The following is a 20,780-nucleotide window of genomic DNA, read 5'->3' as shown; positions in this document are numbered from 1 at the left end:
ATCGGCACGCAAGGCTGCCTGCCTGGTCTGGTCCGGCGGGGGTCGTGTGCGCCGCGATCCGGTGCGCCCTCGACACGCATTTTTCAAGCTGCAAGCGCGCGTCTCTGCACTGTCCGGGGCAGAGATGACGAAATTGTGAACACGAAAAGCACAGAGTTACCCAACGTTTTTTGCCTTGCGAAAGGTCACCCCTTGCGCGGGGCCATGGGTGTGACAGTCTGCCCCGACAAAAACAGGGAGCTCAAAACAATGAAAAAGACGACTCTTCTCGCGGCGGCGCTTCTGGCAAGCACGGCACTGTCCACGCAGGCAGAGACCCTGCGGTGGGCCCGCGCCGGCGACAGCCTGACGCTCGATCCGCACGCCCAGAACGAAGGCCCGACCCACACGATCGCCCATCAGATCTATGAGCCGCTGATCATCCGCGATGCCACCGGCACCCCGGAACCGGCGCTGGCGACCGACTGGGCGCCCAAGGCCGATGATCCCAATGTCTGGGTCTTCAACCTGCGCGAAGGTGTGACCTTCCACGACGGCGCGGCCTTTGACAGTTCGGACGTGGTGTTCTCGTTCCAGCGCGCCCAGACCGAAGACAGCGACATGAAAGAGCTGCTGAACTCGATCGTCGAAGTGCGCGCCACCGGCCCCTACCAGGTGGAATTCGTAACCGACGGGCCGAACCCGATCCTGCCCAACAACCTGACCAACCTGTTCATCATGGACGAGGATTGGACCAAGGCGAACAACGCCGAGAAGGTGCAGGACTTCGAAGGCGGCGAGGACACGTTCTCGGCCAAGAACGCCAATGGCACCGGCGCCTACATGGTTGAAACCCGCGAGCCGGACGTGAAGACCGTGCTCAAGCAATTCCCCGACTATTGGGGCAAGGGCCAGTTCCCGCTGGAGGTGACCGAGATCATCTACACCCCGATCCAGAACGCCTCGACCCGTGTCGCGGCACTTCTGTCGGGCGAGGTGGATCTGATCCAGGACGTGCCGGTGCAGGATCTGGGCCGCGTGGCCGGAACCGACGGGCTTGAGGTGCGCACCGCGCCGCAGAACCGGGTAATCTTCCTGGGCCTGAACATGGGCGCCGCCGACATCGAGCGTGACGACGTGGAAGGCGCAAACCCGCTGGCCGACGCCCGCGTGCGGCAGGCGATGAACATGGCCATCAACCGCGACGCCATCAAGCAGGTGGTGATGCGTGGCCAGTCGCAGCCCGCCGGCATGATCGCGCCGCCCTTCGTCAACGGCTGGACCGCCGAGAAGGACGCCGTGCCTGCCACCGATATCGCCAAGGCCAAGGAACTGATGGCCGAAGCCGGCTATGGTGACGGGTTCTCGCTCCAGCTGGATTGCCCGAACGATCGCTACATCAACGATGAAGGCATCTGTCAGGCGGTCGTGGGCATGTTCGCCCAGATCGGCATCACCGTGAACCTGGATGCCAAACCCAAGGCGCAGCACTTCCCGCTGATCGCCAATGGCACCACGGATTTCTACATGCTGGGCTGGGGTGTTCCGACCTATGACAGCGAATACATCTTCAACTTCCTGGTCCACAGCCGCGGCGATGATCGCGGATCCTGGAACGCCACCGGCTATGCCAACCCGGAACTGGATGCCAAGATCCAGTCGCTGGCTTCGGAAACCGATCTGACCGTACGTGATGCCACCATCAGCGACATCTGGGACGTGGTGCAGGCCGAGACCCTGTATCTGCCGATCCACCACCAGGTGCTGAACTGGGGCGCCAAGGCCAACGTCAAGGTCAACCCCGATCCCGAAGATCAGCCCAAGATCAAATACGTCACCATCGAGTGACAGGGCGTTTGCCCAATCGGGAGACATCCCGTTCGAAATCCCCCGGCAACGGGGGATTTCACGTGTTTCTGACCGCCAAGACGTTTCGGCTGCCGCAGACGGCTTCACGGTGACGTGAGATGACGCGCGGTGCGCCGGATGTCCAAGCTGGCCCCCCGGCCTGGCGGCCACGACGACCAGAGGAGATTTGACCATGCGTTCCCTGATGCTTGCCGCCGGACTGGCCGCAACCCTTGCCCCACCAGTCGCGGCCGCCGAATTCCGCTGGGCCTCGACCACCGATCCGCAGACCATGGACCCGCATGCGGTGAACACGGCGGCGGTTCTGGGCTTTCTCAACAACGTCTACGAAGGGCTGGTCCGCCGCGGCAAGGACATGGCCATCGAACCGGCGCTGGCCACGGCGTGGGAGCCCATTGGCGACGGCGAGGGCTGGCGCTTTCACCTGCGCGAAGGCGTAACCTTCCACGATGGGTCCGACTTCACCGCCGAGGACGTGATCTTCAGCTATCAGCGCGCGTCGTCCCCCGAGGCCGATACCTCAAGCTGGTTCGCGCCCGTGGCCGGGGTCACCATGGTGGACGACTATACCGTCGATATCCTGACCACCGCGCCCAACCCGATCTTTCCAGACAGCATCGCCAACTGGATGATCATGGACAGCGGCTGGGCGGCGGATAACGCTGCCGAGCGGCCCGCCAAGGAAGCCGAAAACCATGCCACCCTGAACGCCAATGGCACCGGCGCCTTCCGCGTGGCGGCGCGCCAGCCCGGCCTGGAAACCGTGCTGGAGCCCTTCGCGGACTGGTGGGACACGGCCGAACACAACGTCACCCGCGCCACTTTCACCCCGATCCAGAACCCGGCCACTGCCGTCGCGGCGCTGTTGTCGGGTGACATCGACATGATCAACCCGGTGCCGATCCAGGATGCCGCCCGTCTGTCGCAAAGCCCTGATGTGCAGGTGATCCAGGGCATCGAGGCCCGTGTCATCATGCTGGGCTTCGCGCATCAGGCCGAAACCCTGAAATACGGCACCGATCAGGGCGCCCCCAACCCGTTCCGCGATGTGCGGGTGCGGCAGGCCGTGGCTCATGCCATCAACGTGCCGGCGATCCTGCAAACCATCATGCGCGGCAATGCCGAACCGGCCTCGCAACTGGTCAGCCCGTCGATGCGCGGCTTTTCCAAGGATCTGGCGGCGCGTCCGGCCTTCGATCCAGAGGCGGCCCGCGCGCTGCTGGCCGAGGCGGGCTATGCGGACGGGTTCTCTTTCGGGCTGAAGTGTCCCAACGACCGCTACCTGAATGACGAAAGCGTCTGTCAGGCCGTGGTGTCGATGCTGGCGCAAATCGGGATCGAGGCGCAGCTGGATGCGATGCCGGTGCGCGGCTACTGGCCGGAGCTGCGCGAGGACAATTTCGACATGTTCCTGCTGGGCTGGTCGCCGGGCACCTTCGATGCCGAACATCCGATCCGCTTCCTGGCCGCCACGCCCAACGACGAAAAGAAGCTGGGCAGCTGGAACTTCGGCGATTATTCCAACCCGCGCGTGGACGAACTGCTGCCGCTGATCCAGTCCGAGATCGACGACACCAAGCGGCAGGCGATGCTGGACGAGGTCGCCGCGATCCTGCAGGACGAGGCGGCCTATGTGACGCTCTACGTGCAACCGCTGCTCTGGGGGGCGGCCAGCAATATCGCGCTGACCCAACGCCCGGACAACTTCTTCATCCTGCGCTGGGTCACGGTGAACTGAGCGCCGACCAACGCTGCGTCAAAGGCAACACAAGGCAGATCCGACCGGGCAAAGCTTGACCGGGTCTGCATACGCGGATCAAAGTGATCCGCACATTCTGGGGGTGCGATGCTCGCCTATATCATCCGTCGTGTGCTGCAATCGGTCCTCGTCCTTCTGGTCGTGGGACTGGTGGCGTTTTCCATGTTCCGCTTCGTGGGCGATCCCATCGACAACATGCTGGGGCAAGAGCGGACGCAAGCCGATATCGAACGGCTGCGCGATGTGCTGGGGCTGGATGATCCCTTCCCGGTGCAATACTGGAAGTTCATGAGCCAGGCCGCCGAAGGCAATTTCGGTATCTCCTACCGGCAGGGCCGCCCGGTGTCCGACATTCTGCTGGAACGCGCGCCCGCAACGCTGGAACTGGCCGCCGTGTCGGGCCTGTTCGCCATCACCTTCGGCATCGGCTTCGGGGTGCTGACCGCGATCCGGCGCGGCGGGCTCTTATCAAGCACCGTCATGACATTATCCCTGGTCGGGGTTTCGCTTCCAACCTTCCTGATCGGCATCTTGCTGATCTATCTGTTCTCGGTCGAACTGGGCTGGCTGCCCAGTTTCGGGCGCGGGGACACGGTGATGATCGGGGGCTGGAGTACCGGTTTTCTGACCACCAGCGGGCTGAAGGCGCTGATCCTGCCGTCCATCACCCTTGGTCTTTACCAGATGACGCTGATCATGCGGCTGGTGCGCTCTGAAATGCTGGAGGTGCTGCGGCAGGACTACATCCGCTTTGCCCGCGCCCGCGGCCTGCGTGAACGCTCGGTCAACTTTCGCCACGCGCTGAAGAACACGCTGGTGCCGGTGATCACGGTGACCGGTTTGCAACTGGGCTCGATCATCGCCTTCGCCATCATCACCGAAACGGTGTTCCAGTGGCCCGGCGTCGGTCTGCTGTTCATCAACGCGATCCAGTTCGTCGATATCCCAGTCATGGCGGCCTATCTGATGCTGATCTCGGTGATGTTCGTGGGCATCAACCTGATCGTCGACCTGCTGTATGTGGCCATCGATCCGCGCCTGCGCAGCGATTCCAGCAAGAGGGGGCACTGATGTCGGACCTACCGCAAAGCACGCCCGCGCCGCGCCGCCCATCCGCCCTGCGCCGGGCCTGGGACAGCGACCTTGCGTGGTCGTTCCGCCACGCGCCGCTGGCAGTGATTTCGTTGTGCCTGGTACTGCTGCTGGTGCTTTCGGCGGTCTTCGCGCCGTTGATCGCGCCGCATGATCCGTTCAACCCGGCCTCGCTGAACCTGATGAACGGCTTCACCCCGCCGATGGAACCCAACGCCTTCACCGGCGACGAATTCTGGCTGGGCACCGACGATCAGGGCCGCGACGTGTTCTCGACCATCCTGTTCGGGTTGCGGATCTCGTTGTTCGTGGGGTTTGCCGCGGTGATGTTCGCCATGACCCTTGGCATCACGCTGGGGCTGCTGGCCGGCTATCTGGGCGGCTGGGTGGACACGGTCATCATGCGCATCGCCGATGTGCAACTGACCTTTCCGGCGATCCTTGTGGCAATGCTGATCTTCGGCATCGCCAAGGGCATCACCCCGGTGGAATATCGCGACCAGATGGCGATCTGGGTGCTGATCTTCGCCATTGGCCTGTCCGACTGGGTGCAATTCGCCCGCGTCGTGCGCGGCGCCACCATGGTCGAGAAAAGCAAGGAATACGTGCAGGCGGCACGGCTGATCGGACGGTCAGGCCCGGCGATCATGATGCGCCACATCCTGCCCAACGTGCTGTCGCCGGTGCTGGTCATCGCCACCATCTCGCTGGCGCTGGCGATCATCGCCGAGGCAACGCTCAGCTTCCTGGGCATCGGCGCGCCGCCCACGCAACCGTCGCTGGGCACGCTGATCCGCATCGGGCAGGGCTACCTGTTCTCGGGCGAATGGTGGATCCTGTTGTTCCCCTCGGTGATCCTGCTGGCGCTGGCGCTGGGGGTGAACCTGCTGGGCGACTGGCTGCGCGATGCGCTGAACCCGAGGTTGAAGTGACATGAGTGAAAGCATGCAACCCACCCTGTCGATCCGCAAGCTGGTGGTCGAGATCCCGACCCGCCATGGCATCCTGCGGCCTGTCGATCAGGTCAGCTATGACATCCAGCCGGGCGAGATCCTGGGCGTGGTCGGCGAATCCGGCGCCGGGAAATCCATGGCCGGCAATGCGGTCATCGGCCTGCTGTCGCCGCCCGCCCATATCGCCGGCGGCGAGGTCTGGCTGAACGGCAACCGCATCGACAACCTGTCGCGCAGCCAGATGCGCCGCAAGCGCGGGCGCGAGGTCGGCATGGTCTTCCAGGACCCGCTGACATCGCTGAACCCGCTGCTGCCCATCGGCGACCAGTTGAGCGAAACCATCATCGAGCATCTGAATGTCGGCAAGTCCGAGGCCCGCCGCCGCGCCATCGCCGCGCTGGAAGAGGTGGGCATCCCCGCCGCCGCCGAACGGGTGGACAGCTATCCGCACGAGTTCTCGGGCGGGATGCGGCAACGGGTGGTGATCGCGCTGGCACTCTGTGCCGAGCCGACGCTGGTCATCGCCGACGAGCCGACCACGGCGCTGGATGTCTCGGTGCAGGCCCAGATCATCGCGCTGTTGCGGCGGCTGTGCCGCGAACGGGGCACGGCGGTGATGCTGGTCACCCATGACATGGGCGTGATTGCCGAGGCCGCCGACCGCGTGGCGGTGATGTATGCCGGACGTCTGGCCGAGATCGGTCCGGTGCGCGAGGTGCTGACCGCGCCGCGCCATCCCTATACGGCGGGGCTGATGGCCTCGACCCCGCTGGCGTCGCAAGGCAAACGGCGGCTGAACCAGATCCCCGGCTCGATGCCGCGGCTGGGCGCGCTGCCTGAAGGCTGCGCCTTTCATCCCCGTTGTCCCCGCGCCGCCGCGCGCTGCGCCGCCGGTGACAGCCCGCATATCGACAGCTGCGACGGACGCGCCGCCTGCTGGTTTCCCATCGACGCATCCGCCAAGGAGTCCGCATGACCGCGCTGGTCCGCATTTCCGGCCTGAGCCGGGTTTTCGACGTCTCCAAACCCCTGCTGAACCGGCTGATCGAACGGCTGCCGAAGGCCATGCTGACCGCCGTGTCGGATGTCAGCCTGGAGATCGAGGAACGCACGGTCTATGCGCTGGTGGGCGAAAGCGGCTCGGGCAAATCCACCATCGGCAAGATGGTCGTGGGGCTGTTGCCGCCGTCCGAAGGGGCGGTCGAGATCGACGGCATCGACCTGGCCTCGGAAACCGACGCGCAGAAGATCGACGCCGCCCGGTCCGAGATCCAGATGATCTTTCAGGATCCCTTTGCCAGCCTGAACCCGCGCTGGCGGGTGCGCGACATCATCAACGAACCGGTGACCGCGCGCGGCGGCAAGGCCAACGGTCTGGCCGAACGCCTGTTGGACCAGGTCGGCCTGAACGCCGCCGATGCCGCGAAGTATCCGCATGAGTTTTCGGGCGGACAGCGTCAGCGGATCTGCATTGCCCGCGCGCTGGCCTCGCAGCCGCGGATGATCGTCTGCGACGAGCCGACCTCGGCGCTGGACGTGTCGGTGCAGGCGCAGGTGCTGAACCTGATGAGCGATCTTCAGGAAGAATTCGGTCTGACCTATCTGTTTATCAGCCATGACCTGACCGTGGTGCAACATATGGCCGACCGCATCGGCGTGCTGTACCTGGGCCGTCTTGTGGAAGAAGCCGCTGCCGACGCGCTGTTCGAAACGCCGCGCCATCCCTATACGCAGATGCTGTTTGCCGCTGCGCCGAAGATGGATGGGTTTGGCCGGGAGGTGGAGCCGCCCAAAGGCGAAATCCCCGATCCGATCAGCCCGCCGTCAGGCTGCGCCTTCCATCCGCGCTGCCCCATTGCGGTGGACCGCTGTTCCCGCGAACGGCCCGAGATGCGGCAGGTGCACGGCACCCGCGTTGCCTGCCACCTGGCGGAATAGCTGCGCCCCCGCTTCGGGGGTCAGACGATCAGGCTGAGGATGGTCAGGCCCGCCACCGCGTAGCTGAGCTGTGGAAAATAGGGCGCATCCGGGTTGCGCCACAGGGATACCAGCAATCCCAGCAGGCCGACTGTTACCAGAAGCGGCAACCAACCCGGACTGCCGAACAGAACCGCGAGTCCCAGACCCCAGAGATGAAAGGCCGCCAGGCTGGCAAGGAACGGCTTTGACAGGCCGGGGCGATCATTGCCGGGCAGGCTTGTGCTGGCAAAAAACAGGAACGCGGCGCCGAGGATCATGTAGAGAAATTCGACGAAGCTCCAGTTCTCGACCAGGAAGATGGCCGCGCAGCGCCAGAAGGTTCCAAGGATCACCAGGCAAAGGATGGCCCACCAAAGCCCGTGCAGGGGGTGGATGAACAAGGGCTCCTTGGCTTGAATCTTCGGTGCGAAGGCCGCCAGGATGTTGCCAAACCCCATGGTCAGAAGGGTTACGAACATCAGCGCCACGAGAAGGCCGGTTGGTACGTCCATGCGTGTCCCTCATTCTTCATGATTGCTGGATCTGTGTGAACGCGGCCTTGTTGTTTGTCCAGTTCGTTGGCTTCGCAACGGCAGTGCCGCCAGTGTCCAGACCTTGGTGACAAACGCGGAAAGTGACGCCTTTCCAGAGGGTCGCGGCCCGAGTTCGGTGCCGAATATCATGCGTCGCCCCATCCATGTCCCTGAATTCTGGCACGGATTTCGCGCTAGCCGTTGACACACGCCCGTGAAGCCGCTTGAGTCGGTGGCATCAGGCCGCTGAAAAATATCCGATGGAATCGGGAGGCGGCTGTCGAAAATACGCATCAATCAGGGAGATCAAGATGCTGATGAAGACGAAACTCGCCGCGGCCGCGGTGGCTGCCGGCGCACTTGTCGCGCCGATGGCGCAAGCCCAGGAATTTTTCACGATCGGCACCGGCGGTGTGACCGGCGTCTACTACCCGACCGGCGGCGCGATTTGCCGTCTGGTGAACAAGGGCCGCAAGGATCACGGGCTGCGCTGCTCGGTCGAATCCACCGGCGGCTCGGTCTACAACATCAACACCATCAAGGCTGGCGAGCTGGAATTCGGCGTCGCCCAGTCGGACGTGCAGTACAACGCCTACAACGGCGAAGTGCAGTTTGCCGAATCCGGTGCCTTCCCCGAACTGCGGTCGGTGTTCTCGGTTCACCCCGAACCTTTCACCGTCGTGGCCCGCTCTGACACCGGCGTGACCAACTTCGAAGAGCTCTTCGGCAAGCGCGTGAACATCGGCAACCCGGGGTCGGGCCAGCGCGCCACGATCGAGGTGCTGCTGGATGCCATGGGCAAGTCCACGGGTGATTACGCTCTGGCCACCGAGCTGAAAGCCGCCGAGCAATCGGCCGCCCTGTGCGACAACCAGATCGACGCGATGGTCTATACCGTGGGCCACCCTTCCGGGTCGATCCAGGAAGCCACCACCGCCTGCGACAGCACGCTGGTGAACGTCACCGGCGAGTCGGTCGACAAGCTGGTCGCCGACAACCCGTATTTCCGCAAGGCCACCATCCCCGGCGGCATGTATCGCGGCAATGACAACGACACCGAAACCTTCGGTGTTGGTGCGACCTTCGTGACCTCGACGGCCGTGTCGGACGAAACTGTCTACCAGCTGGTCAAGGCGGTCTTCGAAAACTTCGATGACTTCAAGAAACTGCACCCGGCCTTTGCCAACCTGAAGCAGGAAGAAATGGTCAAGGACGGTCTTTCGGCTCCGCTGCATCCCGGCGCCGAGAAGTACTACAAGGAACAGGGCCTGATCGAGTAATCGACAGACCAACCTGAAACCGGGCGCCACGGTGCCCGGTTCTCTTCCATCAGAAGAAGCCAGGGGATTGCAGCATGAGTGACTCGTCTAATCGTCCGTTGTCGGAAGAGGAACTGCAGGAGCTCGTCTCTTCGTCCGACTCCGGCGCCCGCAACCCCGTAGGCTGGGTCGGCTCGATGCTGGCGTTGACCGCGCTGATCTGGTCGATCTTCCAGGTCCTTCTGGCTTCGCCCGTGGCGAATTACATCCTGCCCGGCGATCTCATCAACAACTCGCGCCAGATCCATCTGGCCTTCGCGATGTTCCTGGCGTTCATGGCCTATCCGGCCCTGAAGTCCAGCCCGCGCCACTATATTCCCATTCAGGACTGGGTGTTCGCCGTCGGCGGCGCCTTCCTGTCGCTGTACGGGTTCTTCTTCTATGCCAAGATCGTGCAATCGGGCGGTCTGGCCGACAACGTGGACAAATGGTTCGCCCTGATCGGCCTGATCCTGTTGTTCGAGGCCGCGCGCCGCGCGCTGGGACCGGCGATGGCGATCATCGCGACGATCTTCCTGGCCTATGTGTTCTTCGGATCTGCCGGCTGGGTGCCGGAGGTGATCCGCTGGAAGGGCGCCTCGCTGCAAAAGGCCATGAGCCACATGTGGATCACCTCGGAAGGGGTGTTCGGCATCGCGCTCGGGGTCTCGACCAAATTCGTGTTCCTCTTCGTGTTGTTCGGGGCGCTGCTGGACAAGGCAGGTGCGGGCAACTATTTCATCAAGATGGCCTTCGGGGCCCTGGGCCACCTGAAGGGCGGCCCGGCCAAGGCCGCCGTGGTCGGCTCGGCCGCCACCGGCCTGATCTCGGGCTCTTCCATTGCCAACGTGGTTACCACCGGCACTTTCACCATTCCGCTGATGAAGCGGGTGGGCTTTTCGTCGGAACAGGCGGGTTCGGTCGAGGTGGCCTCGTCGGTCAACGGCCAGATCATGCCGCCGGTCATGGGGGCCGCGGCCTTTCTGATGGTGGAATACGTCGGCATTTCCTATGTCGAGGTCATCACCCACGCCTTCCTGCCGGCCGCGATCAGCTATATCGCGCTGGTCTATATCGTCCATCTTGAGGCGGTGAAGCGCAACATGCCGACGCTGGGCAACAAGGTGACCTCCACCGGACGCACGGTGCTGGGCATGGCCCTGTTCTTCATCGGGTTCGCGGCCATCTGCTACGGGGTCAAATACCCGGTCGGCTGGATCGCCGCCGCCGTGCCCGAGGGCGCGGGCTGGATCCTGGCGGCGATGGTGTGCCTGGCCTACTTCGCGCTGCTGTACCTGGCTGCGCAAGGCCCCGACCTGGTGCCGGATGATCCCAACGCCGAGCAGGTCGAACTGCCGGTGGTGGCCGAGATCTACAAGTCCGGCCTGTACTACCTGCTGCCGATCATCGTTCTGGTCTACTTCCTGATGATCGAACAGAAATCGCCGGGCCTGTCGGCCTTCTGGGCGACCTCGCTGCTGTTCGTGATCCTGCTGACCCAGCATCCGCTGAAGGCCATCATGCGGGGCAACGGTGACGTGGCCGGTGCTGGCCTGAACGGCGTGGTGGACCTGATCCAGGGCATGATCGACGGCGCCCGCAACATGATCGGCATCGGTCTTGCGACCGCCACCGCTGGTGTGATCGTCGGCACCGTGACCCTGACCGGCATCGGGCAGGTGATGGCCGACCTTGTCGAGTTCGTGTCGGGTGGCAACCTGGTGCTGATGCTGATCTTCGTTGGCATCCTCTCGCTGATCCTGGGCATGGGCCTGCCGACCACCGCCAACTACATCGTTGTCAGCTCGTTGATGGCAGGGGTCGTGGTGGAACTGGGCGCGCAATCGGGCCTGATCGTACCGCTGATCGCCGTGCACCTCTTCGTCTTCTACTTCGGGATCATGGCGGATGTGACGCCACCTGTGGGGCTGGCGAGTTTCGCGGCCGCAGCCGTGTCCGGGGGCGATGCCATTCGCACCGGCTTCATCGCCTTCTTCTACAGCCTGCGCACCATCGCGCTGCCCTTCGTGTTCATCTTCAACACCGACCTGCTGCTGATCGATGTGGGGTGGGTCCAGGGGATATTGGTCTTCGTGATCGCGACAATAGCCATACTCGTGTTCACGGCGGGCACCATGGGCTGGTTCCTGACCAAGAACCGGATCTACGAAAGCGTCGCGCTGGTGTTCATCGCCTTCGCCCTGTTCCGCCCGGACTTCTTCATGGATCGGCTGATGCCGGCCTTTGATGACATCCCGCCGGCACAGCTGGAAATGGCGATGGATGGCGCAACGGTGGGCGACTCGGTCCGGATCGAGGTTGCTGGACCGGACTTCCTGACCGGAGAGCCGAAATCCACGGTTCTGGTCCTGCCGGTCGAAGGCGATGGTGTTCCGGGCGTGGAGCGGCTGGAGTCCCTCGGGATCGTCCTGACCCCCGAAGGCGACCAGATGCTTCTGGAAGAACCCTTCTTCGGCACGCCCTACGCCGACGTCATGAGTGGTTTCGACTTCTACGGCGATACGCCCGTGGTGGTCGCGGCGGCCCGCGCCGCGGCAAGCCAACTGCCGAAGGAGTTGATCTTCATCCCGGCCCTGCTGCTGCTGGCCGGGGTAGTCTTCCTGCAAAGGGGGCGTGCAGCCCGGCTAGAGGAGAACCCGGCATGAGCAACATCGTTCTTTGTGCGCTGGATGTGAGCCAGCCCGAACATGAAAAACCCGTCCTGCTGCGCGCGGCGCAGATCGCCAGGCTGGACGGGGCACGACTGGATGTCTTGACCGTGGTGCCCGACTTCGGCGCGTCGATGGTCGGCAGCTACTTCAGCCCGGACTTCCACGAAAAGGCGATCGAGAAAGCGCAGGCCGACCTGTCGGCCTATATCAGCTCGGTTCTGGGCGAAGATGTGGATCACGAAGTGCGTCACATCGTGGCCACCGGCTCGGTCCATGAAGAGGTGCTGCGCGCCGCCCAGGCCGACAAGGCCGGGGTCATCGTGATCGGCTCGCACCGGCCCACCTTGCGCGACTACTTCCTGGGCCCGAATGCCGCGCAGGTCGTGCGTCATTCGACCTGTTCGGTCTTCGTTGTGCGCGGCGACTGAAAAACGCCCCTGGGCTGCCTTGGCCTTGACGCCCCAGCGCGATAGCACTGGGGCAACTACGCTTGAGAGGCCGCATGAACATTCGCGACGTTTTTCATTTCACTGCCCTGACTGCCCTTGTGGGGTGGTTCCTGGTGGTTGGCGGCGGGGTTCTGCTGCCACTGGTCGTTGCGGTAATGCTGACCTACGTTCTGATCGGAGCCTCGCAGGGGTTGCGCAAGCTGCCTGGGCTGTCGCTGTTGCCGATCTGGTTCTCCTACGTGCTGGCGTTGACCCTGTTCGGGCTGGCGCTCTTGTCGATCAGCCTGATCGCGGTGTCGAACCTGCGCGACATTGCCCGCACGGCACCGGACACAGAAGACAACATCCTGGCCCTGACCCGCGGGATCGGCAGCATGTTCGGCCTGCATGACACGCCGTCCTGGGACACCTTGCGCGCCATCACGCTGGATCGGCTGGATGTGCCCGACCTGTCGCTGCAAGTGCTGACCTCGGTCGCCTCGGCGGGCGGCTACGTGGTCTTGATCGGCACCTATATGGTGTTCATGGTGGCCGAGCGTGGGCCGATGTCGATCAAGATCGACATGCTGTTGCCGGATACAACGGAACGCGGCAACGCGCGGCATGTGTTCAACAAGATCAACAACCAGATCGTCACCTATCTGTCCACCAAGACCCTGATCAACGTGATTCTGGGCGTGGTGTCCTATGCGCTGATGTGGCTGATGGGCATGGACAACGCGGTTTTCTGGGCCTTTCTGGTCGCGATCTTCAACTATATCCCCTATGTCGGCTCGCTGGTCGCGGTCGGGGTCATCGTCTTTTACCGGGCGCTGGTCACCGGCGATCTCACCACGATCCTGACCACCATTGTGCTGCTGACCGCGGCGCAGGTCTATGTCGGCAACTGGCTTGAGCCGCGCGTGATGAGCCGGTCGCTGAACCTCAGCCCGCTGACGGTGCTGGTGGCCTTGGTGGTCTGGGGGTCGCTTTGGGGGCTGCCGGGGGCGATCATCGCGGTGCCGATGACGTCGATCGTGATGATCGTTCTGGCCTCGTTCAAATCGACACGGGCGGTGGCGGTTCTGGCCTCGCGCGATGGCGAAATCACCTGACGCCTAGAAGTTCGGCTTCACGCCGGGCAGGTTCAGGGCGGTGACCAGGTCGCGGACCTCTTGCCGGGCGGCGATGTTGGACAGGCTGAGAGTGCCGCCGCCGGTGTCGCGCAGATCCAGCAGGGTCAGCCCGCGCGGAAACAATTCGCGGAAGATCACCCGTTCGGCAAAGCCCGGCGCGACGCGAAACCCGATGCGCCGGGACAGGTCATTCAGCGCATCGCCCACACGCTTCTTGTTGTGCATCTGCTGGCGGCCCATCCGGTTGCGGATGACCAGCCAGTCGATCGGCTTCAACCCGGCCTGCGCGCGCAACTGGCGGGCGTTCCACACCATCTCGGAATAGACCGAGGGGCCGCTGATCTGCCCGGTGGCCGGATCGTGCCGGGCCAGAAGGTCGAAGTCGACGAAACTGTCGTTCAATGGCGTGATCAGCGTGTCGGCCATGGAATGCGCCAGCTGGCTCAGCCGGGTATGGCTGCCGGGACAGTCGATCAGGATGTAATCGACCTTGTCGTCGAGTTCCGTGATCGCCGCGTCAAGCCGCAGGTCATAGATGTTCTGGCCCTCGGGCACATGGGCGCGGTCGATCTCGGGCAGGGGCAGGTACAGCGGGATCGGCAGATGCAGCCCCTCTCGGGCGCAATAGCCCTGCCGGTTCTCGACATAGCGCCCGAACGAGCGTTGCCGCAGGTCAAGATCCAGCCCGCCCACGCGATAGCCCATCCGCACCAGCGCGGTGGCCAGATGCATGGTGGTCGTGGACTTGCCCGAGCCGCCCTTTTCGTTCCCCACCACGATGATATATGCCACCCGAACCTCCGGTCCGCCTTACTGCCCTTGCCCCTTTTGGGGTTTGGTCAACCTATATGTTGTGCAGCGGGGCTTGGGAAGCGCGGAACCGACCGGGATCTGATCACGGCCGCTTTGAGGCCGCAAAAGCCATGACAATGCGGCGCGGTGCGAAGAAAACGCGGCCTGGCAGCGCGCGGGGGACGGATCCTTCTGGGCCAACCGGCAAGTCTGGCGGCTGCAGGGCCGGGGACATGGCCGCATTTCCCCCACCCGTTGCCCAAAAGAAAACGCCCGCGGCGGAACCACGGGCGTTTCATCATTCGGATGCGGCAGAGGCTTAGAAGCCCAGGCCTTCGTATTTCTTCTTGAACTTCGACACGCGGCCGCCCTGGTCCATCAGGCGGGTGGTGCCGCCGGTCCATGCCGGGTGCGAGCTGGGATCGATGTCCAGCGACAGGGTGTCGCCTTCCTTGCCATAGGTCGACTGCATCTTGACGATGGTGCCGTCGGTCATCTTGACGTCGATCATGTGATAATCGGGGTGAATGTCTTTGCGCATGATACCCGTCCTTATGCGTCGGCACCGGCCTTGGCGGCCAGCGGCTTGTAGTTGGTCTTTTCAGCGATACGGGCAGACTTGCCGCGACGTGCGCGCAGGTAGTACAGCTTGGCGCGGCGCACCTGGCCACGACGAACCACTTCGATGTTGTCGATGTTGGTCGAATACAGCGGGAAAACACGCTCCACGCCTTCGCCGAACGAGATCTTGCGAACGGTGAACGAGCCGGCGATGCCTTTGCCGTTCTTGCGCGCGATGCAGACGCCTTCGTAGTTCTGCACGCGGGTCCGCGACCCTTCGGTCACCTTGTAGCCCACGCGAATGGTGTCGCCGGGTTTGAAATCCGGGATGGTCTTGTCAAGCTGAGCGATTTGCTCGGCTTCAAGCTGTGCGATCAGATTCATCGCAATCTTCCTTTTCCTGTGCGGTTCGATCCGCAACGTGATGCACCCTCAGAGCTCTTGGTCCCCGTCCGGGTCCTTACCGTGGGTTTCACAGTAAGCCCGCCAGAGGTCAGGGCGGCGTTCCTTGGTCAGCCTTTCGGCCTGGACCTGTCTCCAGGCGGCGATGTTCGCGTGGTGTCCGGAAAGGAGAATCTCCGGGACCTTGCGGCCGTTCCAGTCGACAGGTTTCGTATATTGCGGGTGTTCCAGAAGTCCGGTGGAAAAGGATTCCTCTTCGACCGAGGCCTGATTCCCCAGCACGCGGGGTATAAGACGGACTGTCGCATCGATCAAGGCCGTCGCGGCAATCTCTCCGCCGGTCAGGACGAAATCGCCGATCGAGACCTCTTCGACACCGTAAGCATCCAGAACCCGCTGATCATAGCCCTCGAAACGCCCGCACAGAAGGGTCAGGCCCTCGGCCCTGGACAGCCTTTGCGCCATGGCCTGATCGAAGGGCTTTCCACGCGGCGACATGGCCAGTACCGGCCAGCGCGCGGCGTTGCGCGGGGTGCCGCGTGCGGCCTGATCCAGCGCCTTGGCCAGCACGTCGGGGCGCAGCACCATGCCGGCACCGCCGCCCACGGGCGTGTCGTCGACGTTGCGGTGACGGCCTTCGCCGTAAGGGCGCAGCCCGATGGTTTCCATCTGCCACAACCCGTCCTTCAAGGCCTTGCCGGTCAGCGAGGCCCCGAGGATGCCGGGAAACACCTCTGGAAACAGCGTCACGATCTTGGCGGTCCACACGCCGGCCAGCTTGTCGGCCCCGCCCATCAGGTCTTTCGGGACCAGGTTCGCCTGGATGCTCTTGCGCCCGTGCGAGCGGGTCGGGCCGGTCATGCGTCCTTGCCCTTGCCCTTGTCGTCAGGATCGGGAAACAGCCCCTCGGGCGGGTCGGCGATGATGCGTCCCGCGCCAAGATCAACGGTGGGCACATGGGCCAGGGTGAAGGGCAGCAGCACGCTTTCGCGCAGGCCGGGGCCGCGCACGTCCAGCAGATCGGTGGCGCCGTGGTTGTGCACCGCGGCCACCTTGCCCAGCAGGCCACCGCCGGTGTCCAGCACCTCAAGCCCGATCAGGTCGGTGTGATAGTATTCGTCGTCGGGCAGGCCGGGCAGGCGATCGCGGGGCGCGTACAGGCGGGTGCCTTTCAGCGCATCGGCCTGTTCCTTGGTCGACACGCCCCCCAGACGCCCGGTCAGGCCGTTCTTGACCTGTCCGGTCAGGCGCAGCGTGTAGGTCTGGCTGCCGTCCTCGGACAGCAGGGGCGCATAGTCGGCGATGGCTTCCGGCTCGGCGCAGAAGCTTTTCAGCCGCACTTCGCCGCGCACGCCATAGGCGCCCGAAAGGGCGCCGACGCAGATCAGGTCTTCCTTGCGCGCCATCTATTGCGCTCCCATGCAGAAGCCGCGCGGGTCGACCGAGCCGCCCGCGTTCAGGCAGCGTTCCATCGCGGTGACGCGTTCGTATTCCGAGCCCGCGTACAGGCCCGCGCCGAACATCACGACATAGATAATGAGACGGATCATGAGGGTCCTCCGCGTCGGGTCAAATGGTTTCCAGTGGCGGCAGGCTCCGCCGCGTTTCCCAGCCGGCTTTTTCCAGCTCGGGGTCGGTGCCGTCATCTTCCGGCCAGCCGACGCAAAGATAGGCGACCAGTTCCCAGGTCTCGGGCATGTTCCAGTCCCGGCACAGGGCCGGTGCATTCAGGATCGACACCCAGCCGACGCCCAGCCCTTCGGCCCGTGCCACCAGCCAGAACTGCATGATCGCGCAGACCACCGAATAGCGGCGCATCTCGGGCAAGGTGCCCGCGCCCAGACCGGCGCCCTGGGCCGTGGCCTCGTCACAGAATACGGCGATCTGTTCGGGCGCCCTGTCCATGCCGCTGAGTTTCAGTCCAGCATAGGTGGCCGCCTTGTCGCCATCATAGCCGCCCAGGGCGGCCGCGTTGGCGGCGGTGAAATTGCGGCGCGCGGCGTCCCGTGCCGGACCGGATGCGATCCGGCGCAGGCGCCACGGCTGCGACAGCCCCACCGAAGGGGCCAGGGTGAAGCTTTGCAGACAGCGGTCCAGCACGCGCGTATCGACGGGGTCGCTGCGGAAGCGGCGTACATCGCGCCGCCAGCGCATCAACTCCGCCAGGTCGTGCCGGAAGCTGTCCGAGAACTGCACCCCCAAGCGCCCGCTTATTCCGCGGAGGCTTCTTCCGGTGCCTCGGCGGCTTCGGCAGCCTTGGCGGCCTTTTCTTCGGCGCGATCCTGGGCTTTCTTGCCCGGAACGCCCTTTTTCAGGTTGGCGCGCTCTTTCTTGGCGACAACACCGGCGGCTTCCAGGAAGCGCGACACGCGGTCGGAGGGCTCGGCACCCTGGCTCAGCCAGTGCTGCACGCGCTCAACGTCCATTTTCACGCGATCTTCGCTGTCTTTCGGCAGCTGCGGGTTGTAGGTGCCCAGACGCTCCACATAGCGGCCGTCGCGCGGCATGCGGCTGTCGGCGGCAACGATGCGGTAGAAGGGGCGCTTTTTCGAGCCGCCACGGGCGAGACGGATTTTCATAGCCATTGTATTGTTCTCCTTTGAATGGCGTCTGTCAGGCGCAAGCACCTGTCATCTTTGGGGGGCGATCCCGCTGGGATCACTTCTGTTGCTTCTTGTGGTGTCGGATGACTTCCTGAATGATGAAGTTCAGAAATTCCTTTGCGAAATCGGGATCCAGGTCCGCCTCTTTCGCAAGGGCTTCTAGCCGCTCGATCTGCCGCGCTTCGCGGTCGGGATCGGACGGGGGAAGATCGTGTTCGGCTTTCAGCTTGCCCACCGCCTGGGTGTGCTTGAACCGCTCTCCCAGGGTGTAGACTAGGATCGCGTCCAGCCGGTCGATGCTGGCCCGGTGATCTTTCAGAAGCTCTGCGGCGCGGGTGATGGCGTCGGTCATCGGGGGGCTCCGGGGGCTGGACAGGGATGCGGGGTGCGGATCATCGCGGCACGCACGGGCACGGCCCAGCCTGGAAACGGCTGGGAGCGGCGCGGGGCCAGGCGTTGTGTGGTCAGCGGCCCCATCAGGCCACGCCCTTTGCCAGATCGACGGCCGAGGGGTGACGCCAGATCTGCAGGGCACCGAACATCGGGTGATCCATGTCGCTTTCGTGCCAGGCTCCCAGACGGGTGCAGACCTTGGCCGAGCCGGCGTTGGACGGGTCCACAAGGCTGATCGCCGTTGTCCAGCCGCAGTCCGCATAGGCCCAGTCGCGCACGGCGCGGGCGGCTTCGGTGGCGTAACCCTTGCCTTCGAACCCGGCAAACAGGCTCCAGCCCAGTTCCGGTTCCGGCCAGCCTTCGGGGTTCCACGGCCCGGCATAGCCGGCCAGCTTGCCGGTGGCGGTCTCGGTCACCGCGAAATTGCCATAGCCGCGCAGATGCCAGTGGCCGAATTCCAGCCCGAACTGACGCCAGGCCTCGTCACGGGTCTTCACCCCGCCCACAAAGCGCGAGCGGTCGTCGGCATAGAAGGCCGCGAACCCGTCGAAATCTTCGGGCACAAAGCCGCGCAGCGTCAGCCGCGCGGTGGTGAGGGTCGGGAAGTTCATTTCTTTTTCCCGAAGCCCGACAGACCCGGTGGCAGACCGCCGCCGCCCAGACCCGGCATCCCGCCGGGCATCGAGCCCAGTTTCTGCTGTGCCGCCGCCATCTCGGCTTCCGAGGGCTGCTTGCCGCCGAACATGCTGCCGAGGTTCTTCAGCATGCCCTTTTTGCCCATCTTGCCCATCTTCTTCATCATGTCCGCCATCTGGCGGTGCATCTTCAGAAGCTTGTTCAGCTCGGACACTTCCATGCCCGCGCCGGCCGCGATGCGCTTCTTGCGCGACGCTTGCAGAAGCTGCGGGTTGGCGCGTTCCTTCTTGGTCATGGACTGGATCAGGGCGATCTGGTGCTTGAGCACCTTGTCGTCCAGACCGGCGGCATCGACCTGTTTCTTGTACTTGCCCATGCCCGGCATCATGCCCATGACGCCTTCCATGCCACCCATCTTCATCATCTGCTCAAGCTGGTTCTTGAGGTCGTTCATGTTGAACTGACCCTTCTGGAACCGCTTCATCATGCGCTCGGCCTGTTCGGCCTCCAGCGTCTCCTGCGCCTTTTCCACAAGCGAAACGATATCGCCCATGCCAAGGATGCGGCCGGCGACGCGGCTGGGGTGGAATTCCTCCAGCGCGTCGACCTTTTCGCCAAGGCCCACGAACTTGATCGGCTTGCCGGTGACGGCGCGCATGGACAGGGCCGCACCGCCGCGTCCGTCGCCATCCATCCGGGTCAGAACGACGCCCGAGATTCCGATGCGCTGGTCGAAGTTCTCGGCGGTGTGCACCGCGTCCTGACCGGTCAGCCCGTCAACCACCAGCAGGGTTTCCCGCGGGTTGGTAACGTCACGGACCTGCTCGACCTGGGTCATCAACTCTTCGTCGATGGACAGGCGGCCGGCGGTGTCCAGCAGATAGACATCATAGCCCGCCAGCGTCGCCTGCTGCTTGGCCCGCTTGGCGATCTGTACCGCAGTTTCGCCCTTGACGATGGGCAGGGTGTCGACACCGATCTGATTGCCGAGGATGGCCAGCTGTTCCATGGCCGCCGGACGGTTGGTGTCGAGCGAGGCCATCAGCACCCGCTTGCCGTTCTTCTCGGTCAGGCGTTTGGCCAGCTTGGCGGTGGTGGTCGTCTTGCCCGACCCCTGCAGACCGACCATCAGGATCGGCGCTGGAATGGTGTCGATCTTCAGCGCGCCGGGGTTGGGGTCGTCCCCCGCCAGCACCTGCACCAGTTCGTCATGGACGATCTTCACGACCTGCTGGCCCGGTGTCACCGACTTGGTGACCGACGCGCCGGTGGCCTTCTTCTGCACGGCTTTGGTGAAATCGCGGGCCACGGGCAGCGAAACGTCGGCTTCCAGAAGGGCGACGCGAACCTCGCGCAGGGCGGTCTTGACGTCATCCTCGCTCAGCGCACCCTGCTTGGTCAGCCGGTCAAAGACGCCGCCAAGGCGTTCGGACAGATTTTCAAACATGCGCGTGGCACTCCTTGTCGTTCGGTTCCCTGCCAAGGCTCAAAGCACAATCGCGCCCACGGGCGCAACGCGCTGGTGGACGGCGATCCTGGCATGGGCCAAGGACCGGAAGACTCACGGCTCCCGGAAGGTTTGCGAAGCAGATGGACCGTTGGGCGGGAAATGTCAAGCGAAGCAGGGGCAGGGAGGACATATGCCGGAATGTGCTTTCGTATAGTGGGCCTATCCCAATTTCCGAAAGCGTAGGCTTTTGGGCGCCTGATTATCC

The 20,780-nt window shown here is 64.0% G+C and carries 22 protein-coding genes; 10 read left to right on the top strand and 12 right to left on the bottom strand.

Annotated features, from left to right (window positions below):
- The first annotated feature begins 249 nt into the window (after nucleotides 1–249).
- From H8B03_RS01715 to H8B03_RS01690, 6 genes are all read left to right on the top strand, one after another.
- Complete coding sequence (locus tag H8B03_RS01715) at nucleotides 250–1,827, top strand: ABC transporter substrate-binding protein (RefSeq protein ID WP_193139650.1); 1,578 nt, start codon at nucleotides 250–252, stop codon at nucleotides 1,825–1,827.
- A gap of 193 nt (nucleotides 1,828–2,020) precedes the next feature.
- Nucleotides 2,021–3,586, top strand: coding sequence for an ABC transporter substrate-binding protein (locus tag H8B03_RS01710; protein WP_226925631.1), 1,566 nt, complete (start codon nucleotides 2,021–2,023; stop codon nucleotides 3,584–3,586).
- 108 nt (nucleotides 3,587–3,694) lie between these two features.
- Nucleotides 3,695–4,678, top strand: a complete 984-nt coding sequence (locus tag H8B03_RS01705; protein WP_193139649.1) for an ABC transporter permease — start codon at nucleotides 3,695–3,697, stop codon at nucleotides 4,676–4,678.
- On the top strand, nucleotides 4,678–5,631 hold the full coding sequence (locus H8B03_RS01700) for an ABC transporter permease (protein ID WP_193139647.1): 954 nt from the start codon (nucleotides 4,678–4,680) through the stop codon (nucleotides 5,629–5,631). Before H8B03_RS01705 ends, H8B03_RS01700 begins: the two co-directional genes overlap by 1 nt.
- A gap of 1 nt (nucleotide 5,632) precedes the next feature.
- Nucleotides 5,633–6,628 carry an ABC transporter ATP-binding protein gene (locus H8B03_RS01695; protein WP_193139645.1) on the top strand — a complete coding sequence of 332 codons (996 nt, stop codon included), beginning with the start codon at nucleotides 5,633–5,635 and terminating at the stop codon, nucleotides 6,626–6,628.
- Nucleotides 6,625–7,590, top strand: a complete 966-nt coding sequence (locus H8B03_RS01690; RefSeq protein WP_193139643.1) for an ABC transporter ATP-binding protein — start codon at nucleotides 6,625–6,627, stop codon at nucleotides 7,588–7,590. Before H8B03_RS01695 ends, H8B03_RS01690 begins: the two co-directional genes overlap by 4 nt.
- Nucleotides 7,591–7,610: 20 nt before the next feature.
- Here H8B03_RS01690 and H8B03_RS01685 read toward each other — a convergent pair whose 3' ends face one another.
- On the bottom strand, nucleotides 7,611–8,123 hold the full coding sequence (locus H8B03_RS01685; protein ID WP_193139641.1) for a hypothetical protein: 513 nt from the start codon (nucleotides 8,121–8,123) through the stop codon (nucleotides 7,611–7,613).
- A gap of 332 nt (nucleotides 8,124–8,455) precedes the next feature.
- Here H8B03_RS01685 and H8B03_RS01680 point away from each other — a divergent pair, with 332 nt between their 5' ends.
- The 4 genes from H8B03_RS01680 (at nucleotide 8,456) to H8B03_RS01665 (ending at nucleotide 13,657) form a co-directional block, all read left to right on the top strand.
- Nucleotides 8,456–9,424, top strand: a complete 969-nt coding sequence (locus H8B03_RS01680; RefSeq protein ID WP_193139639.1) for a TAXI family TRAP transporter solute-binding subunit — start codon at nucleotides 8,456–8,458, stop codon at nucleotides 9,422–9,424.
- A 74-nt stretch (nucleotides 9,425–9,498) separates the two neighbouring features.
- Nucleotides 9,499–12,108 (top strand): TRAP transporter permease, encoded by a 2,610-nt coding sequence (locus H8B03_RS01675; protein ID WP_193139637.1) that lies wholly within the window; start codon nucleotides 9,499–9,501, stop codon nucleotides 12,106–12,108.
- Nucleotides 12,105–12,542, top strand: coding sequence for a universal stress protein (locus H8B03_RS01670; protein ID WP_193139635.1), 438 nt, complete (start codon nucleotides 12,105–12,107; stop codon nucleotides 12,540–12,542). The genes H8B03_RS01675 and H8B03_RS01670 overlap by 4 nt, the downstream gene beginning before the upstream one ends.
- Nucleotides 12,543–12,616: 74 nt before the next feature.
- Nucleotides 12,617–13,657: an AI-2E family transporter gene (locus tag H8B03_RS01665; RefSeq protein WP_193139633.1), complete on the top strand. Its 1,041-nt coding sequence runs from the start codon at nucleotides 12,617–12,619 to the stop codon at nucleotides 13,655–13,657.
- A 3-nt stretch (nucleotides 13,658–13,660) separates the two neighbouring features.
- Here the strand turns inward: H8B03_RS01665 and H8B03_RS01660 are convergent, their stop codons facing one another.
- From H8B03_RS01660 to ffh, 11 genes are all read right to left on the bottom strand, one after another.
- Nucleotides 13,661–14,470: a division plane positioning ATPase MipZ gene (locus H8B03_RS01660; RefSeq protein ID WP_193139632.1), complete on the bottom strand. Its 810-nt coding sequence runs from the start codon at nucleotides 14,468–14,470 to the stop codon at nucleotides 13,661–13,663.
- A 319-nt stretch (nucleotides 14,471–14,789) separates the two neighbouring features.
- Nucleotides 14,790–15,011 (bottom strand): 50S ribosomal protein L31, encoded by a 222-nt coding sequence (gene rpmE, locus H8B03_RS01655; RefSeq protein ID WP_193139629.1) that lies wholly within the window; start codon nucleotides 15,009–15,011, stop codon nucleotides 14,790–14,792.
- Nucleotides 15,012–15,022: 11 nt separating this feature from the next.
- A complete protein-coding gene (rplS, locus tag H8B03_RS01650) occupies nucleotides 15,023–15,415 on the bottom strand; it encodes a 50S ribosomal protein L19 (RefSeq protein WP_193139628.1) in 393 nt (130 codons plus the stop codon).
- 48 nt (nucleotides 15,416–15,463) lie between these two features.
- Nucleotides 15,464–16,294, bottom strand: coding sequence for a tRNA (guanosine(37)-N1)-methyltransferase TrmD (gene trmD, locus H8B03_RS01645; RefSeq protein WP_193139625.1), 831 nt, complete (start codon nucleotides 16,292–16,294; stop codon nucleotides 15,464–15,466).
- Nucleotides 16,291–16,839 (bottom strand): ribosome maturation factor RimM, encoded by a 549-nt coding sequence (gene rimM / locus H8B03_RS01640; protein WP_193139623.1) that lies wholly within the window; start codon nucleotides 16,837–16,839, stop codon nucleotides 16,291–16,293. The genes trmD and rimM overlap by 4 nt, the downstream gene beginning before the upstream one ends.
- A complete protein-coding gene (locus H8B03_RS01635) occupies nucleotides 16,840–16,983 on the bottom strand; it encodes a hypothetical protein (protein ID WP_193139620.1) in 144 nt (47 codons plus the stop codon). It abuts the gene before it with no gap.
- A 19-nt stretch (nucleotides 16,984–17,002) separates the two neighbouring features.
- Entirely contained in the window at nucleotides 17,003–17,635 is a 633-nt protein-coding gene (gene bluB, locus H8B03_RS01630) for a 5,6-dimethylbenzimidazole synthase (RefSeq protein WP_193139618.1), read from the bottom strand.
- An 8-nt stretch (nucleotides 17,636–17,643) separates the two neighbouring features.
- Nucleotides 17,644–18,018 (bottom strand): 30S ribosomal protein S16, encoded by a 375-nt coding sequence (gene rpsP / locus H8B03_RS01625; RefSeq protein WP_193139616.1) that lies wholly within the window; start codon nucleotides 18,016–18,018, stop codon nucleotides 17,644–17,646.
- 73 nt (nucleotides 18,019–18,091) lie between these two features.
- A complete protein-coding gene (locus H8B03_RS01620) occupies nucleotides 18,092–18,388 on the bottom strand; it encodes a chorismate mutase (protein WP_193139614.1) in 297 nt (98 codons plus the stop codon).
- Nucleotides 18,389–18,512: 124 nt separating this feature from the next.
- Nucleotides 18,513–19,040 (bottom strand): GNAT family N-acetyltransferase, encoded by a 528-nt coding sequence (locus H8B03_RS01615; protein WP_193139612.1) that lies wholly within the window; start codon nucleotides 19,038–19,040, stop codon nucleotides 18,513–18,515.
- Nucleotides 19,037–20,512: a signal recognition particle protein gene (gene ffh / locus H8B03_RS01610; RefSeq protein ID WP_193139610.1), complete on the bottom strand. Its 1,476-nt coding sequence runs from the start codon at nucleotides 20,510–20,512 to the stop codon at nucleotides 19,037–19,039. Before ffh ends, H8B03_RS01615 begins: the two co-directional genes overlap by 4 nt.
- Nucleotides 20,513–20,780: the final 268 nt, after the last annotated feature.

The organism is Meridianimarinicoccus sp. MJW13 (assembly GCF_014901205.1).
Taxonomy (GTDB): Bacteria; Pseudomonadota; Alphaproteobacteria; order Rhodobacterales; family Rhodobacteraceae; genus Meridianimarinicoccus.
The sequence above is the reverse complement of the archived record's forward strand: the minus strand, read 5'-3'. Positions and strand labels throughout refer to the sequence as shown.

Bases quoted from the DNA above. Each gene is read 5' to 3' on its own strand.
- H8B03_RS01700 (WP_193139647.1), top strand. From the start codon at position 4,678: ATGTCGGACCTACCGCAAAGCACGCCCGCGCCGCGCCGCCCATCCGCC.
- H8B03_RS01685 (WP_193139641.1), bottom strand. From the start codon at position 8,123: ATGGACGTACCAACCGGCCTTCTCGTGGCGCTGATGTTCGTAACCCTT.
- H8B03_RS01615 (WP_193139612.1), bottom strand. From the start codon at position 19,040: ATGAACTTCCCGACCCTCACCACCGCGCGGCTGACGCTGCGCGGCTTT.
- rpsP (WP_193139616.1), bottom strand. From the start codon at position 18,018: ATGGCTATGAAAATCCGTCTCGCCCGTGGCGGCTCGAAAAAGCGCCCC.
- H8B03_RS01635 (WP_193139620.1), bottom strand. From the start codon at position 16,983: ATGATCCGTCTCATTATCTATGTCGTGATGTTCGGCGCGGGCCTGTAC.
- H8B03_RS01665 (WP_193139633.1), top strand. From the start codon at position 12,617: ATGAACATTCGCGACGTTTTTCATTTCACTGCCCTGACTGCCCTTGTG.
- H8B03_RS01705 (WP_193139649.1), top strand. From the start codon at position 3,695: ATGCTCGCCTATATCATCCGTCGTGTGCTGCAATCGGTCCTCGTCCTT.
- trmD (WP_193139625.1), bottom strand. From the start codon at position 16,294: ATGACCGGCCCGACCCGCTCGCACGGGCGCAAGAGCATCCAGGCGAAC.
- rpmE (WP_193139629.1), bottom strand. From the start codon at position 15,011: ATGCGCAAAGACATTCACCCCGATTATCACATGATCGACGTCAAGATG.
- H8B03_RS01715 (WP_193139650.1), top strand. From the start codon at position 250: ATGAAAAAGACGACTCTTCTCGCGGCGGCGCTTCTGGCAAGCACGGCA.
- H8B03_RS01675 (WP_193139637.1), top strand. From the start codon at position 9,499: ATGAGTGACTCGTCTAATCGTCCGTTGTCGGAAGAGGAACTGCAGGAG.
- rplS (WP_193139628.1), bottom strand. From the start codon at position 15,415: ATGAATCTGATCGCACAGCTTGAAGCCGAGCAAATCGCTCAGCTTGAC.
- H8B03_RS01680 (WP_193139639.1), top strand. From the start codon at position 8,456: ATGCTGATGAAGACGAAACTCGCCGCGGCCGCGGTGGCTGCCGGCGCA.
- H8B03_RS01695 (WP_193139645.1), top strand. From the start codon at position 5,633: ATGAGTGAAAGCATGCAACCCACCCTGTCGATCCGCAAGCTGGTGGTC.
- H8B03_RS01710 (WP_226925631.1), top strand. From the start codon at position 2,021: ATGCGTTCCCTGATGCTTGCCGCCGGACTGGCCGCAACCCTTGCCCCA.
- H8B03_RS01690 (WP_193139643.1), top strand. From the start codon at position 6,625: ATGACCGCGCTGGTCCGCATTTCCGGCCTGAGCCGGGTTTTCGACGTC.
- H8B03_RS01620 (WP_193139614.1), bottom strand. From the start codon at position 18,388: ATGACCGACGCCATCACCCGCGCCGCAGAGCTTCTGAAAGATCACCGG.
- H8B03_RS01670 (WP_193139635.1), top strand. From the start codon at position 12,105: ATGAGCAACATCGTTCTTTGTGCGCTGGATGTGAGCCAGCCCGAACAT.
- rimM (WP_193139623.1), bottom strand. From the start codon at position 16,839: ATGGCGCGCAAGGAAGACCTGATCTGCGTCGGCGCCCTTTCGGGCGCC.
- ffh (WP_193139610.1), bottom strand. From the start codon at position 20,512: ATGTTTGAAAATCTGTCCGAACGCCTTGGCGGCGTCTTTGACCGGCTG.